General features: G+C 66.2%; 19 protein-coding genes. 10 read left to right on the top strand and 9 right to left on the bottom strand.

What is annotated here, in order from left to right; all coding sequences use genetic code 11:
* Positions 1-191: 191 nt before the first annotated feature.
* The 9 genes from LHL23_RS02830 (at position 192) to LHL23_RS02790 (ending at position 9,770) form a co-directional block, all read left to right on the top strand.
* Positions 192-1,097: an AAA family ATPase gene (locus LHL23_RS02830; protein ID WP_222475140.1), complete on the top strand. Its 906-nt coding sequence runs from the start codon at positions 192-194 to the stop codon at positions 1,095-1,097.
* A 58-nt stretch (positions 1,098-1,155) separates the two neighbouring features.
* Complete coding sequence (locus LHL23_RS02825; protein WP_226428720.1) at positions 1,156-2,406, top strand: vWA domain-containing protein; 1,251 nt, start codon at positions 1,156-1,158, stop codon at positions 2,404-2,406.
* A gap of 109 nt (positions 2,407-2,515) precedes the next feature.
* Complete coding sequence (locus LHL23_RS02820; protein ID WP_226428719.1) at positions 2,516-3,067, top strand: YeeE/YedE thiosulfate transporter family protein; 552 nt, start codon at positions 2,516-2,518, stop codon at positions 3,065-3,067.
* A gap of 3 nt (positions 3,068-3,070) precedes the next feature.
* Positions 3,071-3,661, top strand: a complete 591-nt coding sequence (locus LHL23_RS02815) for a DUF6691 family protein (RefSeq protein ID WP_226428718.1) — start codon at positions 3,071-3,073, stop codon at positions 3,659-3,661.
* Positions 3,662-3,805: 144 nt separating this feature from the next.
* Positions 3,806-4,786, top strand: a complete 981-nt coding sequence (locus tag LHL23_RS02810) for an XdhC family protein (RefSeq protein WP_226428717.1) — start codon at positions 3,806-3,808, stop codon at positions 4,784-4,786.
* A complete protein-coding gene (locus LHL23_RS02805) occupies positions 4,783-5,784 on the top strand; it encodes a molybdopterin-binding protein (RefSeq protein ID WP_226428716.1) in 1,002 nt (333 codons plus the stop codon). Before LHL23_RS02810 ends, LHL23_RS02805 begins: the two co-directional genes overlap by 4 nt.
* Positions 5,785-5,946: 162 nt before the next feature.
* A complete protein-coding gene (locus LHL23_RS02800; protein ID WP_226428715.1) occupies positions 5,947-6,432 on the top strand; it encodes a (2Fe-2S)-binding protein in 486 nt (161 codons plus the stop codon).
* Positions 6,433-6,531: 99 nt separating this feature from the next.
* Entirely contained in the window at positions 6,532-8,895 is a 2,364-nt protein-coding gene (locus LHL23_RS02795; protein ID WP_226428714.1) for a xanthine dehydrogenase family protein molybdopterin-binding subunit, read from the top strand.
* Between the two features lie 86 nt (positions 8,896-8,981).
* Positions 8,982-9,770 carry an FAD binding domain-containing protein gene (locus tag LHL23_RS02790; protein WP_226428713.1) on the top strand — a complete coding sequence of 263 codons (789 nt, stop codon included), beginning with the start codon at positions 8,982-8,984 and terminating at the stop codon, positions 9,768-9,770.
* A gap of 37 nt (positions 9,771-9,807) precedes the next feature.
* On the opposite strand, the gene LHL23_RS02785 is transcribed toward LHL23_RS02790, so the two are convergent.
* A complete protein-coding gene (locus tag LHL23_RS02785) occupies positions 9,808-10,269 on the bottom strand; it encodes a hypothetical protein (protein ID WP_226428712.1) in 462 nt (153 codons plus the stop codon).
* Positions 10,270-10,361: 92 nt separating this feature from the next.
* On the bottom strand, positions 10,362-10,823 hold the full coding sequence (gene infC / locus LHL23_RS02780) for a translation initiation factor IF-3 (RefSeq protein ID WP_319005196.1): 462 nt from the start codon (positions 10,821-10,823) through the stop codon (positions 10,362-10,364).
* A gap of 457 nt (positions 10,824-11,280) precedes the next feature.
* Here infC and LHL23_RS02775 point away from each other — a divergent pair, with 457 nt between their 5' ends.
* Complete coding sequence (locus LHL23_RS02775) at positions 11,281-11,820, top strand: hypothetical protein (protein WP_226428711.1); 540 nt, start codon at positions 11,281-11,283, stop codon at positions 11,818-11,820.
* A 96-nt stretch (positions 11,821-11,916) separates the two neighbouring features.
* On the opposite strand, the gene LHL23_RS02770 is transcribed toward LHL23_RS02775, so the two are convergent.
* From LHL23_RS02770 to cobA, 7 genes are all read right to left on the bottom strand, one after another.
* Complete coding sequence (locus tag LHL23_RS02770) at positions 11,917-12,429, bottom strand: hypothetical protein (protein WP_226428710.1); 513 nt, start codon at positions 12,427-12,429, stop codon at positions 11,917-11,919.
* 135 nt (positions 12,430-12,564) lie between these two features.
* On the bottom strand, positions 12,565-13,431 hold the full coding sequence (locus tag LHL23_RS02765) for a ferredoxin--NADP reductase (RefSeq protein ID WP_226428709.1): 867 nt from the start codon (positions 13,429-13,431) through the stop codon (positions 12,565-12,567).
* Between the two features lie 144 nt (positions 13,432-13,575).
* On the bottom strand, positions 13,576-13,971 hold the full coding sequence (locus tag LHL23_RS02760; protein WP_222475160.1) for a DUF934 domain-containing protein: 396 nt from the start codon (positions 13,969-13,971) through the stop codon (positions 13,576-13,578).
* A gap of 5 nt (positions 13,972-13,976) precedes the next feature.
* The gene (locus LHL23_RS02755; RefSeq protein WP_222475162.1) at positions 13,977-14,738 is read right to left on the bottom strand and encodes a phosphoadenylyl-sulfate reductase; all 762 of its coding nucleotides are present in this window, start codon (positions 14,736-14,738) and stop codon (positions 13,977-13,979) included.
* 4 nt (positions 14,739-14,742) lie between these two features.
* On the bottom strand, positions 14,743-16,407 hold the full coding sequence (locus tag LHL23_RS02750) for a nitrite/sulfite reductase (protein WP_226428708.1): 1,665 nt from the start codon (positions 16,405-16,407) through the stop codon (positions 14,743-14,745).
* Positions 16,400-16,708, bottom strand: coding sequence for a DUF2849 domain-containing protein (locus tag LHL23_RS02745; RefSeq protein WP_222475167.1), 309 nt, complete (start codon positions 16,706-16,708; stop codon positions 16,400-16,402). The genes LHL23_RS02750 and LHL23_RS02745 overlap by 8 nt, the downstream gene beginning before the upstream one ends.
* Positions 16,708-17,463: a uroporphyrinogen-III C-methyltransferase gene (gene cobA, locus LHL23_RS02740; RefSeq protein ID WP_226428801.1), complete on the bottom strand. Its 756-nt coding sequence runs from the start codon at positions 17,461-17,463 to the stop codon at positions 16,708-16,710. The genes LHL23_RS02745 and cobA overlap by 1 nt, the downstream gene beginning before the upstream one ends.
* Positions 17,464-17,587: the final 124 nt, after the last annotated feature.

Raw genomic sequence — 17,587 nt, 5'->3', positions numbered from 1 at the left:
TGCCAATCGCTGCAGCCTGTAGGGTGTCTTGCTCATGCCTCGGCCTTCTTTGCTTTGCCGCCAGTCTTACCCGAAGGCGGCGGCGATACAAACCCTCCCGCGCCGCATCCGGGCCGCAGCGTCGCAGGCACCCGCCGCTTGACCGATACGCCCGCCCGTGGCCTGTTGGGCGGGGCAAGGGGAGGCTTCAGATGCAGGCACAATCCATCGAACAGGTTCAGGAACTGCTCTCAGCCCAGGGCTATGTCTGCGGCCGGGCGCTGGCCACAGTGGTGTTCCTGTCGCTGAAACTCGGCCGCCCGCTGTTCCTGGAGGGCGAGGCCGGCACCGGCAAGACCGAGATCGCCAAGGCGCTCGCCGCGGGCCTCGGCCGCCGCCTGATCCGGCTGCAATGCTACGAGGGCCTGGATGCCGCCAGCGCGGTCTATGAATGGAACTTCGCCGCCCAGATGGTGGCGATCCGCACTGCAGAGGCCGCGGGCAGCGCCGACCGCGCCGCGTTGCAGAACGAACTGTTTTCCGCAGATTACCTGATCGAACGGCCGCTGCTGCAGGCGATGCGCCCCGACGAGCACGGCGCCCCCGTCCTGCTGATCGACGAGCTGGACCGCACCGATGAACCGTTCGAGGCCTTTCTGCTGGAGGCGCTCAGCGACTTCCAGGTGACGATCCCCGAACTTGGCACCATCCAGGCGCCGGAGCCGCCGATCGTCATCCTCACCTCCAACCGCACGCGGGAGGTGCACGACGCGCTGAAGCGCCGCTGCCTCTACCACTGGGTCGATTACCCGGATTTCACCCGCGAGGTCGAAATCCTGAACGCCCGCGCGCCGGAAGCCAGCACACAGCTCAGCCGCGAGATCGTCGCCTTCGTGCAGGCCTTGCGCACCGAGGACCTGTTCAAGAAACCCGGCGTTGCCGAAACCATCGACTGGGCCAATTGCCTCTTGGCGCTCGACGTCATTGCCCTCAGCCCCGAGGTGATCGCCGACACCCTGGGCGCGATCCTGAAATACCAGGACGACATCGCCCGGCTGCACGGTTCCGAGGCCAAGCGCATCCTCGATGAGGCCAAGGCCAGCCTGGACGCGGCCTGATGCTTCATCTTTCCCAAAATACTCCGGGGGTATGGGGGCAGCGCCCCCATGAGCACTAGTGCCTGACTACCCGCCGCTCCCCCTGCCGGACAATCCCAAGCTGCTCCGCAACATCACCCATTTCGCCCGCGCCCTGCGCAAGGCCGGGCTGCCGGCGGGGCCGGGGCGGGTGCTGGATGCGGTGCGGGCGGTGGCGGCAGCGGGCTTCACCAGCCGGCAGGACTTCTATTGGGCCCTGCACGCCTGTTTCGTCACCAAGCCGGAGCAGCGCACCGTGTTCGCCCAGGTGTTCCGCCTGTTCTGGCGCGACCCCAGGTATCTTGAGCACATGATGGCCGCGATGCTGCCCGCGATCCGCGGCGTGCAGGAGGAGCGGCCCGCCAAGTCCGCCGAAAAACGCGCGGCAGAGGCGCTGCTGGACGGCATGCTGGAGCAGCCGGACATCCCCGGGGAGGAGCCGGACGGCACCGAAATAGACATCGACGCCTCCCGCACCGCCTCGGCAGAGGAACGCCTGAAAACCCTCGATTTCGAGCAGATGAGCACGGCGGAGGTTGCCGCCGCCAAGCGCATCCTGGCGCAGCTGAAACTGCCGGTGACGCCGATCCAGTCCCGCCGCCTGATGGCCGCAAAACGCGGGCAGCGGGCGGACTGGCGCCGCACCCTGCGCAATGCGGCGCGGCAGGGCGGCGACCTGCAGCAGATCGCCCGCGCGAAACGCCGCATCCGCTGGCCCAATCTGGTGGTGCTCTGCGACATTTCCGGCTCGATGAGCCAGTACAGCCGCATCATCCTGCATTTCCTGCACGCAGCCGCCAATGCCAAGGGGCAGGGCTGGGCGCGGGTGCACGGCTTCACCTTCGGCACCCGTCTGACCAACATCACCCGCCACCTGGCGCAGCGCGATGTGGACGCCGCGCTGGCCGCAGCGGGGGCAGAGGCGCAGGACTGGGAGGGCGGGACGCGGATCGGCGACTGCCTGCACGCCTTCAACCGCGACTGGTCGCGGCGCGTCATGGGACAGGGCGCGGTGGTGCTCTTGATCACCGACGGGCTGGACCGCGGCGATCCGGCAGGGCTTGCGCGCGAGATGCAGCGCCTGCAACTCTCCTCCCGCCGCCTGATCTGGCTGAACCCCTTGCTGCGCTGGGACGGCTTTGCCCCCAAGGCGCAGGGCATCCGCGCCATGCTGCCCTATACCGACAGCTTCCGCGCCGGACACTCCATCGCCTCGCTGCAGGATCTGGCGCAGGTGATTTCCAGCCCCTCGGATGCGGGCGAGAAGGCCCGGCTGATGGCGCTGCTCTGAGCGCTGTTTTACAAATTCACTAAAGTGAATGTGACTTGATCTGTGTCAATTCGCACTCCGCCCGGAAATGTATTCTGGAACGTGAATATGATGCGCGAAAGGAGTGATCATGCCTTTGAACTGGAAAACCGGCGGGCTGCTGCTGGGGCTGGTGTTCTTCCTGGCTGTCTGGCTCGTCAAACCCATCGGGGTGTCGACGCAGTTTGTCATCCTCGACGGAATCCTTTGGGATGCGGTGAACCCGGAACTGGTGACGCAGACCGCGGACGGATACACCTCGACCAATGACTATCTGGCGAAATCGGGCGGTAAATATGCCAAGTCCGTCGCCGATCCGCTGAACTACAGCTTTGTCTTCGTGCTGGCGATGGCGCTGGGCGGGCTGGTGTCTGCCAGGCTGCGCGGCGGCATCGCGCGGGCGGACCGCAGCGTGCACGCCCTGTGGCGCGCCAATTTCGGGGACAGCCCCGCGAAACGCTACGCCGCGGCCTTCCTCGGCGGCTTCATCGTGCTCTACGGCGCCCGGCTGGCGGGCGGCTGCACCTCCGGCCACATGATGTCCGGCATGATGCAGACCGCGCTGTCCGGCTACATCTTCGCCGCCGGCGCTTTTGCCGCCGCCATCCCCGTCTCGCTGCTGCTGTTCAAGAAGGAGGCCTAAGCCATGACAACCATCCTATTGGCAATTGTGATCGGCGCCGCCTTTGGCGCAGTGCTGGACCGGATCGGGGCGTCCAACCCCGCCTATATCGGCAAGATGCTGAACCTCACCAACCTGAACCTGGCCAAGGCCATCCTGCTGGCAATCGGCACCGGCTCGGTGCTGATGTTCGGCGGCCAGGCGGCAGGGCTGGTGGACGTCGGGCACATGTCGGTCAAGGCAGCCTATGCCGGTGTCTTCCTTGGCGGTCTGCTGCTGGGGGCGGGCTGGGCGCTGGCGGGCTACTGCCCCGGCACCGGCGTGGTCGCCGCCGCATCGGGGCGCAAGGACGCGCTGTTCTTCATCGCCGGCGGGCTGCTGGGCGCGGCTGCCTATATGGTCACATACCCGGCGTGGAAGGCCAGCGGCCTGCTGGACAGCATCGCAGGCGGCAAGGTGACCCTGGGCGCGGTGCCAGGCGCCAAATACGAGGGGCTGACGGCGCTGCCCGGCGATCTTCTGGGTATTTTCCTCGGCCTCTGCTTTATCGCCCTGGCCTTTGCCCTGCCGGAACGGCTGGTGCCGCAGAAAGCGGCTGCGCAGCCTGCGGCATAAGCTGCGCACGGGGCAGAGGGGAGCGTCCGCCTAGGGGGTGGCGGGCGCTTTCCTGTGCCGCGCAGGCGGTTCCGGCTTGAAACTTGCCCTGCCAGCGCCGAGGTTTGAAGGCAGAGGCCGTCAAGGCGCTGGGAGAGACGCGAGATGCAGCACACCGACCAATTCGAGCACGCACCGGAAACCGCGCTGGACTGGCACCGCGCAGGCACTGGCGCTGCGCTGGCGACGGTGGTGCAGACCTGGGGTTCCGCCCCGCGCCGGGCCGGGTCGCAGCTGGTGGTTTCCGGGGATGGCAGGATCGAGGGCTCGGTCTCCGGCGGCTGTGTCGAAGGCGCGGTGGTGGTCGAGGCGCTGGAGGCGCTGGAGGACGGCAAGCACCGGCTGTTGGAATTCGGCGTCAGCGACGAGGACGCCTTTGCCGTCGGCCTGGCGTGCGGCGGCACCATCAAGGTGCTGGTGGAGCCGATCGGCACCGCGCTGCCAGCAGACCTGCTGGAAGAGCTGGTTGAGGCCCGCGCCAGCCGCGCCCCTGTTGCCTATGAGGTGAACCTGGAAACCGGCGCGCGCCGCCTGGCCCGCGGCGGGTACCCGGACCGGATGCGCCTGGACCGTTCCGGGCTGGAGGAGGACGGCAAGACCTTCGTCGCCGTGCACAACCCGCCCTTGCGGCTGGTCTGTGTCGGCGCGGTCCACATCACCCAGGCGCTGGTGCCGATGGCGCGGATTGCCGGCTACGACCCGGTGATCATCGACCCGCGCGCAGCCTTCGCCTCGTCTGAGCGGTTCCCCGGCGAGACGCTGATGGACGACTGGCCGGATGAGGCGGTCCAGAAGCTCGGTCTCGACAGCCGCACCGCGCTGGTGCTGCTGACCCATGACCCGAAACTGGACGACCCGGCCCTGCAGGCGGCGTTGGCGGCGGATGTGTTCTACATCGGCGCGCTGGGCAGCAAGAAAACCCATGCCGCCCGCGTCGCAAGGATGCAGGAGGCGGGCTTCACCGAGACGCAGATCAACCGAATCCACGGCCCTATCGGCCTGGATATCGGGGCCGCCAGCCCGGCGGAGATCGCCGTCTCGATCCTCGCGGAAATGACCGCCGTTTTGCGTGGCAAGCAGCCATGAGGTTCGGCCCGGTTCCCCTGAAGGACGCCGCGGGCGCCATCCTCGCGCATTCGCTGCAGGGCGCCAGCCGCAAGATCGCCAAGGGCACGGTGCTGAGCGGTGAAGACCTTGCGGACCTTTCTGCCGCGGGCCACGAGACACTGACCGTTGCCCGGCTCGACTCCGCGGACATGCACGAGGATGCCGCGGCGGAGGCGCTGGCCAAGGCGCTGGTACCGGACCCGTCTGCGCAGGGCATCCGCATCTCCGGTGCTGGCACCGGACGGGTGAATCTCTATGCAACGGGCGCCGGTGTAGTGCGGCTGGACCGGGACAAGCTGGAGAGGGTCAACGCGGTCGATCCGATGATCACCGTCGCCACCGTGCCGGACTATCACCGGGCGGATGCGGACGGCATGCTGGCAACGATCAAGATCATCTCCTATGGCGTCGCCGCCGACGCCGTCCGCCGCGCCAGCGACGGGGCGGGGGACGCGATCCGGGTGCTGCCGCCGGTTCTTTCCTCCGCCACGCTGATCGAAACACAGGTGAGCGAACAGACTCCTTCGGACAAGGGCCGCGCCGCGATGGCAGGGCGGCTGCACCGGTTGGGGCTCAGCCTGTCGCCGCGGGTGGTGGTGCCGCACCGCGAGGATGCGCTGGCCGAGGCCATTGCAAACGCGCCGGGGCAGCTGGTGCTGGTGCTGACCGGCTCTGCCACCTCTGACACCCATGACGTGGCGCCGGAGGCGCTGCGCAGCGCAGGCGGCACGGTGACCCGCTTCGGAATGCCGGTTGACCCCGGCAACCTGCTGTTCCTGGGCGCATACGAGGACAAGCCGGTGATCGGCCTGCCGGGCTGCGCCCGCTCTCCGGCTCTCAATGGCGCCGACTGGGTGCTGGAGCGGGTGATCTGCGGTTTGCCTGTCAGCTCCGCCGATATTGCCGCCATGGGTGTCGGCGGGCTGTTAAAGGAAATCCCCACCCGGCCGATGCCGCGCCGCGATGCAGAAGGCTGATGCCGCAGCGCGGCGCGTGAAATATGACGCAAGGTCACAACCATAGGTGAGCCCTGCTGACGCGAATTTGCGCTGCAGCCCCGCCGGAAAACACTTCGCGGATCGGGGTCCCCGTGCTTAACTCCCCTCAGCCAGACAAGAACAAGCTAAAGGGAGGGTACTATGGCCAAGGTCTCCATGACCGTGAACGGCAAGGCTGCCAGCGGCGACGTTGAAGGGCGCACGCTGCTGTCATCATTCCTGCGCGACAGCCTGGGGCTCACCGGCACCCATGTGGGCTGCGACACCAGCCAATGCGGCGCCTGCGTGGTGCATGTGGATGGCAAGGCGGTGAAGGCCTGCACCATGCTGGCGCTGGAGGCCGAGGGTGCCGAGGTCGCCACCATCGAAGGCCAGGCCAATGCTGACGGTTCGCTGAACACCATCCAGCAGGCATTCCAGGACCACCACGGGCTGCAATGCGGCTTCTGCACCCCGGGCATGGTGATGTCGGCGGCGGCGCTGCTGAAGGACAACCCCAAGCCCACCGAGGCGGAGATCCGCGACTACCTTGAGGGCAACCTGTGCCGATGCACCGGCTACCACAATATCGTCAAGGCGATCATGGCGGCCTCGGGACAGGACGTCTCCTCCATCGCGGCGGAATAAATTGCGACGGCCCAGGCCGGATGCGGCCTGAAACGGACAAGGAGAATTTGACCAAGAGGTGCGCCAGAGGCAGCACCCTCCAGGGAGGAAAGATCAGACATGCCCAAGGACCAAGGCATCGGCGCCAGCCCCAAGCGGCGCGAGGACGTGCGGTTCCTGACAGGAGCCGGGAATTACACCGACGACATCAACGTGAACGGCCAGGCCTACGTGCATTTCCTGCGCGCGGATGTGGCCCACGCCACCATCAATTCCATCGACACATCTGCAGCGGCTGAAATGCCTGGCGTGGTGAAGATTTTCACCGGCGCCGATTTCGCCGAAGTCGGCGGCATTCCCTGCGGCTGGGGCGTCACCGACCGCCACGGCAATCCGCAGCAGGAGCCGCGCCATCCGATCATCGCGCATGATACCATCCGCCATGTGGGTGAGATCGTCGCCGCGGTGGTCGCCGATACGCTGGAACAGGCCCGCGATGCGGCGGAAGCCATCGAGTTTAGCCTCAGCGACAAGCCTGCGGTGGTCGACATGGGGGCCGCTCTGGCCGAAGATGCCACCAAAGTGCATGAGGATCTGACCTCAAACCTCTGTTATGACTGGGTGTTCGGCAACCCCGATGACGAAGCGGTGCAGGCGGCCTTTGACAGCGCCGCGCATGTGACCACGCTGGAGCTGGTCAACAACCGCCTGGTCGCCAACCCGATGGAGCCGCGTGTGGCCATCGGCGACTACAGCCGCGCCACCGACGAATACACGCTGCACACCACCAGCCAGAACCCGCATGTGATCCGTCTGCTGATGTGCGCCTTTGTGCTGGGCCTGCCGGAGCACAAGGTGCGGGTGATCGCGCCGGATGTGGGCGGCGGCTTCGGCTCCAAGATCTTCCACTACGCTGAGGAAGCCTTCTGCACCTTCGCCGCCAAGGCCTGCGGGCGGGCGGTGAAATGGACCTCCACCCGGGCGGAGGCGTTCATCTCCGACGCCCATGGCCGCGACCATGTGACGAAGATCGAGCTGGCGCTGGACGCGGACAACAACTTCACCGCGCTGCGCACCAATACGATGGCCAATATGGGCGCGTATCTCTCGACCTTCTCCACCTCGGTGCCCAGCTACCTGCACGGCACCCTGATGGCGGGGAACTACAAGACGCCCATCGTGCAGGTGAACGTCAAGACCGTGTTCACCAACACGGTGCCGGTCGATGCCTACCGCGGGGCCGGCCGGCCGGAGGCGACGTTCCAGCTGGAGCGGGTGATTGACAAGGCCGCGCGCGAGCTGGGCGCCGACCCGATTGCGCTGCGCCGCCAGAACTTCATCACCGAGTTCCCCTATGAAACCCCGGTGGCGCTGACCTATGACACCGGCGATTACGTGGCGACGATGGACAAGCTGGAACAGGTCGCCGATGTGGCAGGCTTCGCCGCCCGCCGCGCCGACAGCGAGAAGAACGGCAAGCTGCGTGGCTTTGGCATCAACTGCTATATCGAGGCCTGCGGCATCGCCCCCTCCAACATCGTCGGCATGCTGGGTGCCCGTGCGGGGCTTTATGATGCCGCCACGGTGCGGGTGAACGCCACCGGCTCCATCAGCGTGATGGTCGGTGCTCATTCCCACGGGCAGGGGCATGAAACCTCCTTCCCGCAGGTGGTGGCCGACATGATCGGCATCGACGAAAGCATGGTCGACATCGTGCATGGCGACACCGGCCGGGTGCCGTTCGGCATGGGCACCTACGGCTCGCGCTCCATCGCGGTCTGCGGCTCGGCCATGGTGCGGGCGACCGAGAAGATCATCAGTAAGGCCAAGAAGATCGCAGCCCACTTGATGGAGGCCTCGGACGCCGATATCGAGCTGAAGGACGGCCAGTTCACAGTTGCGGGCACCGACAAGTCGGTGGCCTGGGGCGATGTCTGCCTGACGGCCTACGTGCCCCACAACTACCCGCTGGAGGAGCTGGAGCCGGGGCTGGAGGAGACCGCGTTCTACGACCCCGCCAACTTCACCTATCCGGCCGGCGCCTATGCCTGCGAGGTGGAGGTGGATCCCGACACCGGCAAGGTCAGCATCGAGCGGTTCTCGGCCGCCGATGATTTCGGCAATATCATCAACCCGATGATCGTTGACGGCCAGGTGCATGGCGGGCTGGGGCAGGGCATCGGCCAGGCCTTGTTGGAAAACGCCGCCTATGATGCGGACGGCCAGCTGCTGTCGGCCTCCTTCATGGACTACGCCATGCCAAGGGCCGATGACGTGCCGTTCTACCAGGTGGACCATTCCTGCCAGACCCCCTGCACCCATAACCCGCTGGGGGTGAAGGGCTGCGGCGAGGCCGGCGCCATTGGCTCGCCGCCGGCGGTGGTCAACGCGGTGATCGACGCGCTGCAGTCGGGTGGCAAGAACGTCACCCATATCGACATGCCGCTGTCGCCTGCGCGGGTCTGGGCAGCGATGAACGGGTAAGGGCTCATGGGGGCGCTGCCCCCATACCCCCGGAGTATTTTCGGAAAGATGAAAGCCGGCGCGCCGGTTTTCAGAAAGGATACGAAATGTATGAATTCGAATTCGAGAAGCCCTCAACCGTCGCCGAGGCCGTGGCCGCGCTGGCGGATGAGGACGCGCAGGCGCTGGGCGGCGGCCAGACGCTGATCCCGACGCTGAAGCAGCGGCTGGCGATGCCGTCGAAACTGGTCTCCCTCACCGGCATTCCGCAGCTGAAGGAGCTGAGCGACAACGGCGGCATGCTGACCATCGGCGGCGCCGTCACCCATGCCGAAGTGGCCGAAGCCGCGGCACCCAGTTACCCGGCGCTGGCGGATCTGGCCGGCCATATCGGCGACCCTGCGGTCAGGAACCGCGGCACCATCGGCGGCTCGCTGGCCAACAACGACCCGGCCGCCTGCTACCCGGCGGCGGCGCTCGGCAGCGGTGCGACCATCGTCACCAACACCCGGGAAATCCCGTCGGACGAGTATTTCCAGGGGCTGTTCGACACCGCGCTGAACGAAGGCGAAATCATCACCGCGGTGCGCTTCCCGGTGCCGGAGAAGGCGAATTACCAGAAGTTCCTGCAGCCTGCCTCGCGCTTTGCGCTGGTGGGCGTCTTTGTGGCGAAATATGCGGCGGGCGTGCGGGTGGCGGTCACCGGCGCGTCAGAGGAGGGCGTGTTCCGCTGGCGCGAGGCCGAGGCGGCGCTGGATGCAAGCTTTGCGCCGGACGCGCTGGACGGCCTCAGCGTGGATGCGGGCGGCATGATCGGCGACCTGCACGGCTCCAAGGAGTACCGCGCCCATCTGGTTGGGGTGATGGCCAAGCGGGCAGTGGCGGCCGCGGGCTGATTAGAGCGGTCTTGGGATCCGGGAAAGCGCGCTTGCGTCAGGCGCGCTTTCTGTTTGTGCTGCGCAGAACCTTCCTGCTCCACAGCTTCATGCCCGCATAGGCCAGGGCAAAAACAATCCCAAGCAACTGTGCGGCGTGATATTCGGGACGGCTTGCTGTCTGCCCTGTACGAAAGGCGGCTTCGAAGGCCAGAAAATACACCAGCAGGGACGCGGAAAGTCCGCTCAGGGCGGTCCAGGCCACGAGCAACCGCGCCTGGTCCTTTGGCACATTGCTGCGGCCGCACAGCATGCCCCGCCACGCTTGCCACAGCTGCCAGGACACCGCCTGCTTCAGCGGGTGCGCAAAGGCCATTGGCAGGCAGGCGGCCGCAGACAGAACGGCCAGAGCGCAAAGCGTCAGCGGAAACGGCAGCGCCAAATACCCGAGCAGAGCAGCAGGCGGGGCCAGGAAAAGAAAGGCACGAAGGCCGGGCTGCATAGATTTGGAAGACGGCATGGAAATACCAATGCTGAAAAAGAGAGCCGGGAAAGAAAAACGCAGCCGGAAATGCGGCTGCGCTTGATTGTCGTCGGTATGTCAGAGACGCATCACTTCTTGGCGAGCGGCCCGATCATCATGATCATCTGGCGGCCTTCCATCTTCGGCATGTTCTCGACCTTGCCGATTTCCTTGATGTCCTCGGCGACCCGCTCCAGCAGTTCGCGGCCCAGGTTCTGGTGCGCCATTTCGCGGCCGCGGAAGCGCAGGGTGACCTTCACCTTGTCGCCGTTTTCCAGGAACTTGACCACATTGCGCATCTTCACGTCGTAGTCATGGGTGTCCGTGTTGGGGCGGAACTTGACCTCTTTGACCTCGATGATCTTCTGCTTCTTGCGGGCTTCGCTCTCGCGCTTCTGCTGTTCGTACTTGAACTTGCCGAAGTCCATGATCTTGCACACGGGCGGGGTGGCGTTGGGCGAGATTTCAACCAGATCAAGTCCGGCCTCAGCCGCCATGTCCATGGCCTTGGCCGGGTGCACAACCCCGACGTTTTCGCCATCGGCGCCGATCAGGCGGATTTCGGGGGCGCGGATTTTTTCGTTGACGCGCGGGCCGGTGTCTCGTTGCGGCGGCGCGTTATGAGGTCTGCGGGCTATGACTGCGATCCTTCTGTCATTGCAAAAAGTGCGGGAACGCTACTGCCCCCGCGCGTGTGATTCAAGCGTTATGGGCGGTATGGCGGCAGGAAAGCCGCATTTCAAGGCCGCATGTTGCAAATGGCCCTGAAAACGGCGGCAGGTTCGGTGCGGCCGCCGCTTCAAAGCCGCGGCGCAACAGCCTGAAAAACCGCCATTGCGGCGGCGTTCCGCCAGTTTTGCGCGGGCCGGCGGCAGCGGGCCGCCCGTGACGCGGATGGCGCAAACTTCCCCCTTGAGCCGCGGCTCCCGCATCGCCATCTGGCAGGGCAGATGCCGCGACAGGAGCGGCCCCGGCCTGCCGCAGGCCGGCAGGAGCAAGGAGAGGATTATGAAACAGTTGTTGATCGTGCTGGGGCTGGGTGCCGCAGCGGTGGTCGCCTACCTGCTGGTGGCCGGCCAGGAGGCGCAGGAGCCCGCCCCGGCGGAGGCGCCTGCAGTGCAGGAAGAGCAGAGCAGCACCGCGCCGGAAACCGCGGAAGAACCGGCTGCAGCGCCGGCGGAAGAGGCGGCGCAGGACGCGGCTGAGGCCGTGGAAGAGGCGATCGAATCCGGGGCCGAGGCCGCAGGCGCCGCGGTTGAGGCGGCGCAGGATGCAGTGAACGAGGCCGCCGGTGCGGTTTCGGAAACCGTGGGCGACGCGCTTGACGGTGCTGCTGAAGCGGCCGGAGAGGCCTCCGGCACCGCAGCAGATGCGGCAGCCACTGCAGTTGACAGCGCTGCGGACACCGCCGCAGGCGCGGCTGATGCCACCCAGGATGCTGCCAGCGAGGCGCTGGACAGCGCAACCACCACCGCCGAGGAACTGCTGAACCAGAGCGGTGCCGGCGAAACCGGCGCTGCTGACGAGTCCGCAACCGCGAGCGACTGATAGCGCCCGCTGAAGGTGCAGAAAAAGAAGAGGCGGCCGGGAGTTCCCGGCCGCCTTTTTTGTTTCAAAGGGAGCTGTGCGGCCGGCAGGGGCCGGTCAGTTCGGCCGCGCCTGCGCCTGCTGCGCCAGGCGTGCCATGTGGTCCACCGGCGGCTGGGCTGCGGGCCGCTCCTGCGGCGGCTGCGGCATCAGGAACGCCAGGAAGCTTTCCCAGCCGGCGCTGCTGCCGCCCTGCTTGCGGGCGCGCTGGATCTGCAGCTGCGCCACCGCAATCAGGTCCAGCTGCCGGCTGCCGTCATAGGCGCTGCCGGACAGGCCCGACAGGTGGCTGCGGAACCGCTCCCCCATCGAATTCAAGAGCAGCATCGGCGCGGTCATCGGGTGGCCTGCCTGCACCAGCGCGTCGAACATCCGGTCGATGTCCTGCGGCCCCATGGCGCGCAAGTCGAACCCTGCCTTGATGGCGGCAATCTTTTCCGGGGTCGAGGGCTGCACCTGGCCGGGGCGGTTCTGGAAACTGGCAACCGCCGCATTGATGCGGGCCTTGCCTGCCTCGCTTCTGACGGACTGGAAAACGGGGGACTGCCCGGAGGCCGTTTCATTGTGCATCTGCTGCTGCTCCATTCTGGATCTCAGCAACCGGGATACCGATTCATCCCCAACAAATGATAAACGGGAGGCGGCAGCCTCCCGTCAAAACGGTGTCAAAATTCGGGCAGCCCGCCGGGGCGGGGCAGCGCCGGATCAGTCCAGGAACGCCTTCTCGACCACGAAATGCGCGGGCTTGGAGTTGGCGCCTTCCTCGAGGCCGTAGGTGTTCTCGAACAGGTCCTTGAGCTCCAGGTTGAAGGCCAGGTTGCCGCAGATCATCGCCCGGTCGCTTTCCGGGTTCAGCGGCGGCACGCCGAGATCCGCAAACGCCTCGCCGGAGCGCATCAGGTCGGTGATGCGGCCCATCTTGGGGCTCTCCTCGCGGGTGGTGGTCGGGTAGTACTTGATCTTCTTCCAGAAGCCTTCGCCGATCACCTCATTGAGCAGCTCGTCGTCCTTCAGGCTCTCGATCAGCTCGCGGCCATAGGTCAGCTCGCCTGCTTCGCGGCAGGTGTGGGTGATGATCACCTCGTCGTAATCCTCGTAGGTCTGCGGCTCGCGCAGCAGCGAGGCGAAGGGGGCAAAGCCGGTGCCGGTGGCAAAGAACCAGATCCGCTTGCCCGGCAGCAGCGCGTCATGCACCAGGGTGCCGACCGGCTTGGGGCGCAGGATGATCTCGTCGCCTTCCTTGATGTGCTGCAGCTTGGAGGTCAGCGGGCCGTCCTGCACCTTGATCGAGTAGAACTCCATTTCCTCGTCCCAGGAGGGGGAGGCGATGGAATAGGCGCGCAAGAGCGGCTTTTGCTTGCCGGTCTTGGGGTCCGGGTCGCCCATCAGGCCGATCATCACGAACTCGCCGGAGCGGAAGCGCAGGCTGGCGGGGCGGGTGCAGCGGAAGGAAAACAGCCGGTCGGTCCAGTGTTTCACTTGGGTGACGGTCTGGGCGTCGGGCAGGGCCGGCACCGCTTTGGCCGGTTTCAGATCGGTTGCAGTGTCGGTCACGGGTGTCATCTCATTCATCGGTTCCACTGCCGGAGGAGTAGCCGGCACCTCTGATTAGTCTTTGATACAGGTCAGGAAAACCCCCTGTTTTGCGAAACCGGCCCCGCGCAGGACGCAACGGAACCGGTTTCAGGGAGTATCCCGGGTTCGGAGCGGGCTGGCTCAGCGGGCAGCGGTGCTGCCGCGCAGGCGGGCCTGATAGCTGTGGTCCTTCCAGTTGGCGCGGGCCAGCCACTGGTCCTCGGGCTGGCGGGCGGCCAGGTCGTCGCTCAGCTCCACCTCGTCAAAGCCGGAGCGGCGGGCCATGGCGTATTGGTCGGCGATCACATGGCCGAAGGCGCGCAGGCGGCCCTCGAAACCCTTCAGCCGCAGCTGCCGGGCCAGGGTGAAGCCGCGGCCGTCGGCAAAGCTGGGGAACTGCACCCGCACCAGCTCGACGCCGTCCAGCGACACATCATTGAGGCTGGCGTCCGAGGCCAGCTCCAGCACGTTGGCGCCGTCAAAGCCGCCGGTCCAGTCATCGGGGGCAAAGCCCGTGTCGGTCACGATAACAGTCATCTCACTCACGCTCCTGTGCGTACGAATTTGCCATCCACCACGTGGATGCCGCATTCTTCCTTGTTTTCACCGCGCCAGCGCCCGGCACGGGGGTCTTCGCCTTCCTTGACCGGGCTGGTGCAGGGCGCGCAGCCGATCGACGGATAGCCCTTGGCTACCAGCGGATGGCGGGGCAGGCGGTTTTCATCCATATAGACGCGCACGTCCTCGGGCGCCCAGTGGGCCAGCGGGTTGATCTTGAGCCGCCCGGTGCCGTCCTCGACCTCGAAGAACTCCAACGCGGCGCGGGTGCCGGACTGGAACCGCTTGCGGCCGGTGATCCAGCCGTCGTAGCCGTCCAGCGCTTTCTGCAGCGGGACGGTCTTGCGCAGGGTGCAGCAGGCATCCTTGTCGCTGAACCGCAGCGCCCCGTAGGGGTCCTTCTCGGCGATGTCATCGGCGCGGATGATGCGCACATTGCGCAGGCCCAGCCGCTCGCTCACCTCCTGCTGATAGATCAGCGTTTCGGTGAACAGCAGTTCGGTGTCCACGAACACAACCGGCGTCATCGGGTCGATGATCGCGGCCATATGCAGGAGCACCACGGATTCCGCGCCGAAAGAGGAGACCAGAGCGATGTGCCCTGCGTCCCGCAATGCGCCCTCCATCACCGAGGTGGCCGAATGGTGGCGGTAGCGCGCATTGAGCGCTTCCGCCTTGGCGGCCAGCTCCCGGTCCCGGAGAATGTCAGCTTCTCCGGCGGGCCTATTTCCGGCTGGTTGGAACATCAGATCAGGCGACCTTTTTCTGAGCCTCGGGGTACAGTGCTGCCTTGAACGGCTCCATGCCGATCCGGCGGTAGGTTTCGAGGAAGGTTTCCTCGGCGCTTTCACGCTGGGCCATGTAGACCTCGACGATGCGCTCCACCGCAGGCACGATCTCGTCATAGGCAAAGCCGGGGCCGGTGCGGGTGCCGATGGCAGCCGTCTCGGTGGCGTCGCCGCCCAGGGTGATCTGGTAGTTTTCAACACCGGCGCGGTCCAGGCCCAGGATGCCGATATGGGCAACATGGTGGTGGCCGCAGGCGTTGATGCAGCCCGAGATCTTGATCTGCAGATGGCCGATGTCGTGCTCCATCTTCAGCTCGTCAAAGCGGGCTGCGATCTCTTGCGCGACCGGGATCGAGCGGGCGGTTGCCAGCGCGCAGTAGTCCATGCCCGGGCAGGCGATGATGTCCGAGATCAGGCCGATGTTGGCGGTGGCCAGGCCGTTTGCCTTCAGCACCGCGTGGATTGCCGGCAGGTCGTTCTTGTGGACATGCGGCAGGATCACGTTCTGCTGGTGGCTGATGCGCAGCTCGCCATAGGCGTACTGTTCGGCCAGGTCGGCCATCACCCGCATCTGCTCAGCGGTCGCATCGCCCGGGGTCTGCCCGTGCGCCTTGATCGAGATGGTGGCGATGGCGTGGCCCTCGGCGCGGTGCTCGGCCAGGTTGGTGTCGGCCCAGGCGCGGAACACCGGGTCGTTTGCATAGGCCGCGTCGAACGCTTCGGTGGAACCGGAGCGGAACTCCGGTGCCTTGAAATGCTCCTTGATCTCGGCCAGCAGCGCCTGGTCGGTGCCGTCGAACTGGCCGCGCAGGGCGAGGAAGGCTTCCTCCACCTTGGCGCGGATGGTGTCGATGCCGTTTTCCTGCACGGTGATCTTGATGCGCGCCTTGTACTTGTTGTCGCGGCGGCCCAGCACGTTGTAGACGCTGAGGATCGCCTCCAGGTAGGGCAGCAGGTCCGCCTGCGGCAGGAACTCGCGCAGCACTTTGCCGACCAGCGGGGTGCGGCCCAGGCCGCCGCCGACGACAACCTCGAAACCGATTTCACCGTCGCGCTCGACCATGCGCAGGCCGACGTCATGCGCCTTGGTCACGGCGCGGTCGTTGGGGCTGCCGGTGATGGCGATCTTGAACTTGCGGCCCAGGAACTGGAATTCCGGGTGGTCGGTGGACCACTGGCGGATCAGCTCGGCATAGGGGCGCGGGTCGGTCAGCTCATCCGCGGCGGCACCGGCGAAATGGTCGGCGGTGGTGTTGCGGATGGTGTTGCCCGAGGTCTGGATCGCGTGCAGGCCGGCCTCGCCCAGCGCATCCAGCATCTCCGGGATGTCGCGCAGCTTGGGCCAGTTGTACTGGATGTTCTGGCGGGTGGTGAAATGGCCATAGCCCTTGTCCCACTTCTCGGCCAGCAGCGCCAGGGTGCGCATCTGGTGCGGGTTCAGGGTGCCATAGGGGATCGCGACCCGCAGCATATAGGCGTGCAGCTGCAGGTAGACGCCGTTCATCAGGCGCAGCGGCTTGAATTCGTCCTCGGTGAGGGAGCCGTCGATGCGGCGCTCGACCTGGGCGCGGAACTGGGCGTTGCGTTCGGCCAGGAAGGCTTCGTCAAACTCGTTGTACTTATACATTGGCTTGCGCCTCCTGCTTGCCATGGAAGTAGTTCGAGGGGCCGGTGCGGCGGAATTCCTCGCGGAAATGGGTCGGCTCGGGGCCGTTCGGGCCTGCCTTGGCGTCGGCCAGATAGGCGCCGACGATGCGGATGTTCTGCTTTTCCGCTTCGATCAGACGCAGCTGGGCTTCGGCCTCATCGGTGATCAGCTCGGCCTCGGACAGGTTCCGGGTCCAGCCGTTGTCAGCGGTGAAGTAGATCACGTCGCCTTCCAGCAGGTCGTTGGCGGTGATGACTTTGGGCGTAAAGGCGCGGGCCATTATGCAAGCTCCGTTTTGAGATCGTTCAGGGCTGCCGCCGCCTGGCGCGGGGCAAGACCCAGGAATGTGAGGGCAGGGCCGCCGAAACCAGCCGCATCCAGGTCGGCGGGCAGGCGGTCCAGTGTGGTTTCCAGCACCCGCTGACCGGGGCGGGAGGCGTTTTCGACGATGGTCACCGGCGTTGCGCGGTCGGCGCCGTGCATGATCAGGCGGCCTTGCACGAAGCGGGCGGATTTCTTGCCCATGTAGACCGCGGCAACCTCGCCCGGGCGCGCCAGTGCCGCCCAGTCGTGATCGGCAAAGCCGGTCATCGCGTGGCCGGTCAGGAACCGCACTGCGGTGTTGCGGCCGCGCTGGGTCAGGCTTTGGCCGATGGCGGCGGCGGCCGCACTGGCGGCGGTGATGCCGGGGATGATGCTGTAAGCAATGCCGGCGGCTTCGCAGGCGCTCAGCTCCTCATCCAGGCGGGCAAAGACCGCCGGGTCGCCGCCCTTGAGGCGCAGCACCTTCTTGCCTCGCTTCGCCAGTTCCACCAGCCGGGCGTTGATGTCGGCCTGGGAGACCTGGGCGCCAAAGCCTTCCTTGCCGGCGTCTTCCAGCACTGCCTGCGGGCCTGCCAGCGCCAGGATCTCTGCGCTGACCAGGCGGTCATGCAGGATCACGTCGGCGGTCTGCAGGGCGCGCAGGGCTTTCAGGGTCAGAAGCTCTGCATCGCCGGGGCCGGAACCGGCAAAGGTCACCTGGCCCGCAACCATACAGTCCATGCTGCCACGGACGTGAGTGGCGGCATTGGCAGCATGTGTCGATGGTGCGGACATTCCTGTACCCTCTGCGGTGTGTTTGACTTGAGGGTAGATATAGGAAATATTCCCGGTATTG

It is taken from the genome of Leisingera sp. McT4-56 (genome assembly GCF_020514995.1).
In the GTDB taxonomy this organism is placed as follows: domain Bacteria; phylum Pseudomonadota; class Alphaproteobacteria; order Rhodobacterales; family Rhodobacteraceae; genus Leisingera; species Leisingera aquaemixtae_A.
The sequence above is the reverse complement of the archived record's forward strand: the minus strand, read 5'-3'. Positions and strand labels throughout refer to the sequence as shown.

Excerpts from the sequence above, each read along its gene's own strand:
- LHL23_RS02830 (WP_222475140.1), top strand. The coding sequence starts at position 192 with ATGCAGGCACAATCCATCGAACAGGTTCAGGAACTGCTCTCAGCCCAG.
- LHL23_RS02820 (WP_226428719.1), top strand. The coding sequence starts at position 2,516 with ATGCCTTTGAACTGGAAAACCGGCGGGCTGCTGCTGGGGCTGGTGTTC.
- LHL23_RS02815 (WP_226428718.1), top strand. The coding sequence starts at position 3,071 with ATGACAACCATCCTATTGGCAATTGTGATCGGCGCCGCCTTTGGCGCA.
- LHL23_RS02810 (WP_226428717.1), top strand. The coding sequence starts at position 3,806 with ATGCAGCACACCGACCAATTCGAGCACGCACCGGAAACCGCGCTGGAC.
- LHL23_RS02805 (WP_226428716.1), top strand. The coding sequence starts at position 4,783 with ATGAGGTTCGGCCCGGTTCCCCTGAAGGACGCCGCGGGCGCCATCCTC.
- LHL23_RS02800 (WP_226428715.1), top strand. The coding sequence starts at position 5,947 with ATGGCCAAGGTCTCCATGACCGTGAACGGCAAGGCTGCCAGCGGCGAC.
- LHL23_RS02795 (WP_226428714.1), top strand. The coding sequence starts at position 6,532 with ATGCCCAAGGACCAAGGCATCGGCGCCAGCCCCAAGCGGCGCGAGGAC.
- LHL23_RS02790 (WP_226428713.1), top strand. The coding sequence starts at position 8,982 with ATGTATGAATTCGAATTCGAGAAGCCCTCAACCGTCGCCGAGGCCGTG.
- LHL23_RS02785 (WP_226428712.1), bottom strand. The coding sequence starts at position 10,269 with ATGCCGTCTTCCAAATCTATGCAGCCCGGCCTTCGTGCCTTTCTTTTC.
- LHL23_RS02775 (WP_226428711.1), top strand. The coding sequence starts at position 11,281 with ATGAAACAGTTGTTGATCGTGCTGGGGCTGGGTGCCGCAGCGGTGGTC.
- LHL23_RS02770 (WP_226428710.1), bottom strand. The coding sequence starts at position 12,429 with ATGCACAATGAAACGGCCTCCGGGCAGTCCCCCGTTTTCCAGTCCGTC.
- LHL23_RS02765 (WP_226428709.1), bottom strand. The coding sequence starts at position 13,431 with ATGAATGAGATGACACCCGTGACCGACACTGCAACCGATCTGAAACCG.
- LHL23_RS02760 (WP_222475160.1), bottom strand. The coding sequence starts at position 13,971 with ATGACTGTTATCGTGACCGACACGGGCTTTGCCCCCGATGACTGGACC.
- LHL23_RS02755 (WP_222475162.1), bottom strand. The coding sequence starts at position 14,738 with ATGTTCCAACCAGCCGGAAATAGGCCCGCCGGAGAAGCTGACATTCTC.
- LHL23_RS02750 (WP_226428708.1), bottom strand. The coding sequence starts at position 16,407 with ATGTATAAGTACAACGAGTTTGACGAAGCCTTCCTGGCCGAACGCAAC.
- LHL23_RS02745 (WP_222475167.1), bottom strand. The coding sequence starts at position 16,708 with ATGGCCCGCGCCTTTACGCCCAAAGTCATCACCGCCAACGACCTGCTG.
- cobA (WP_226428801.1), bottom strand. The coding sequence starts at position 17,463 with ATGGTTGCGGGCCAGGTGACCTTTGCCGGTTCCGGCCCCGGCGATGCA.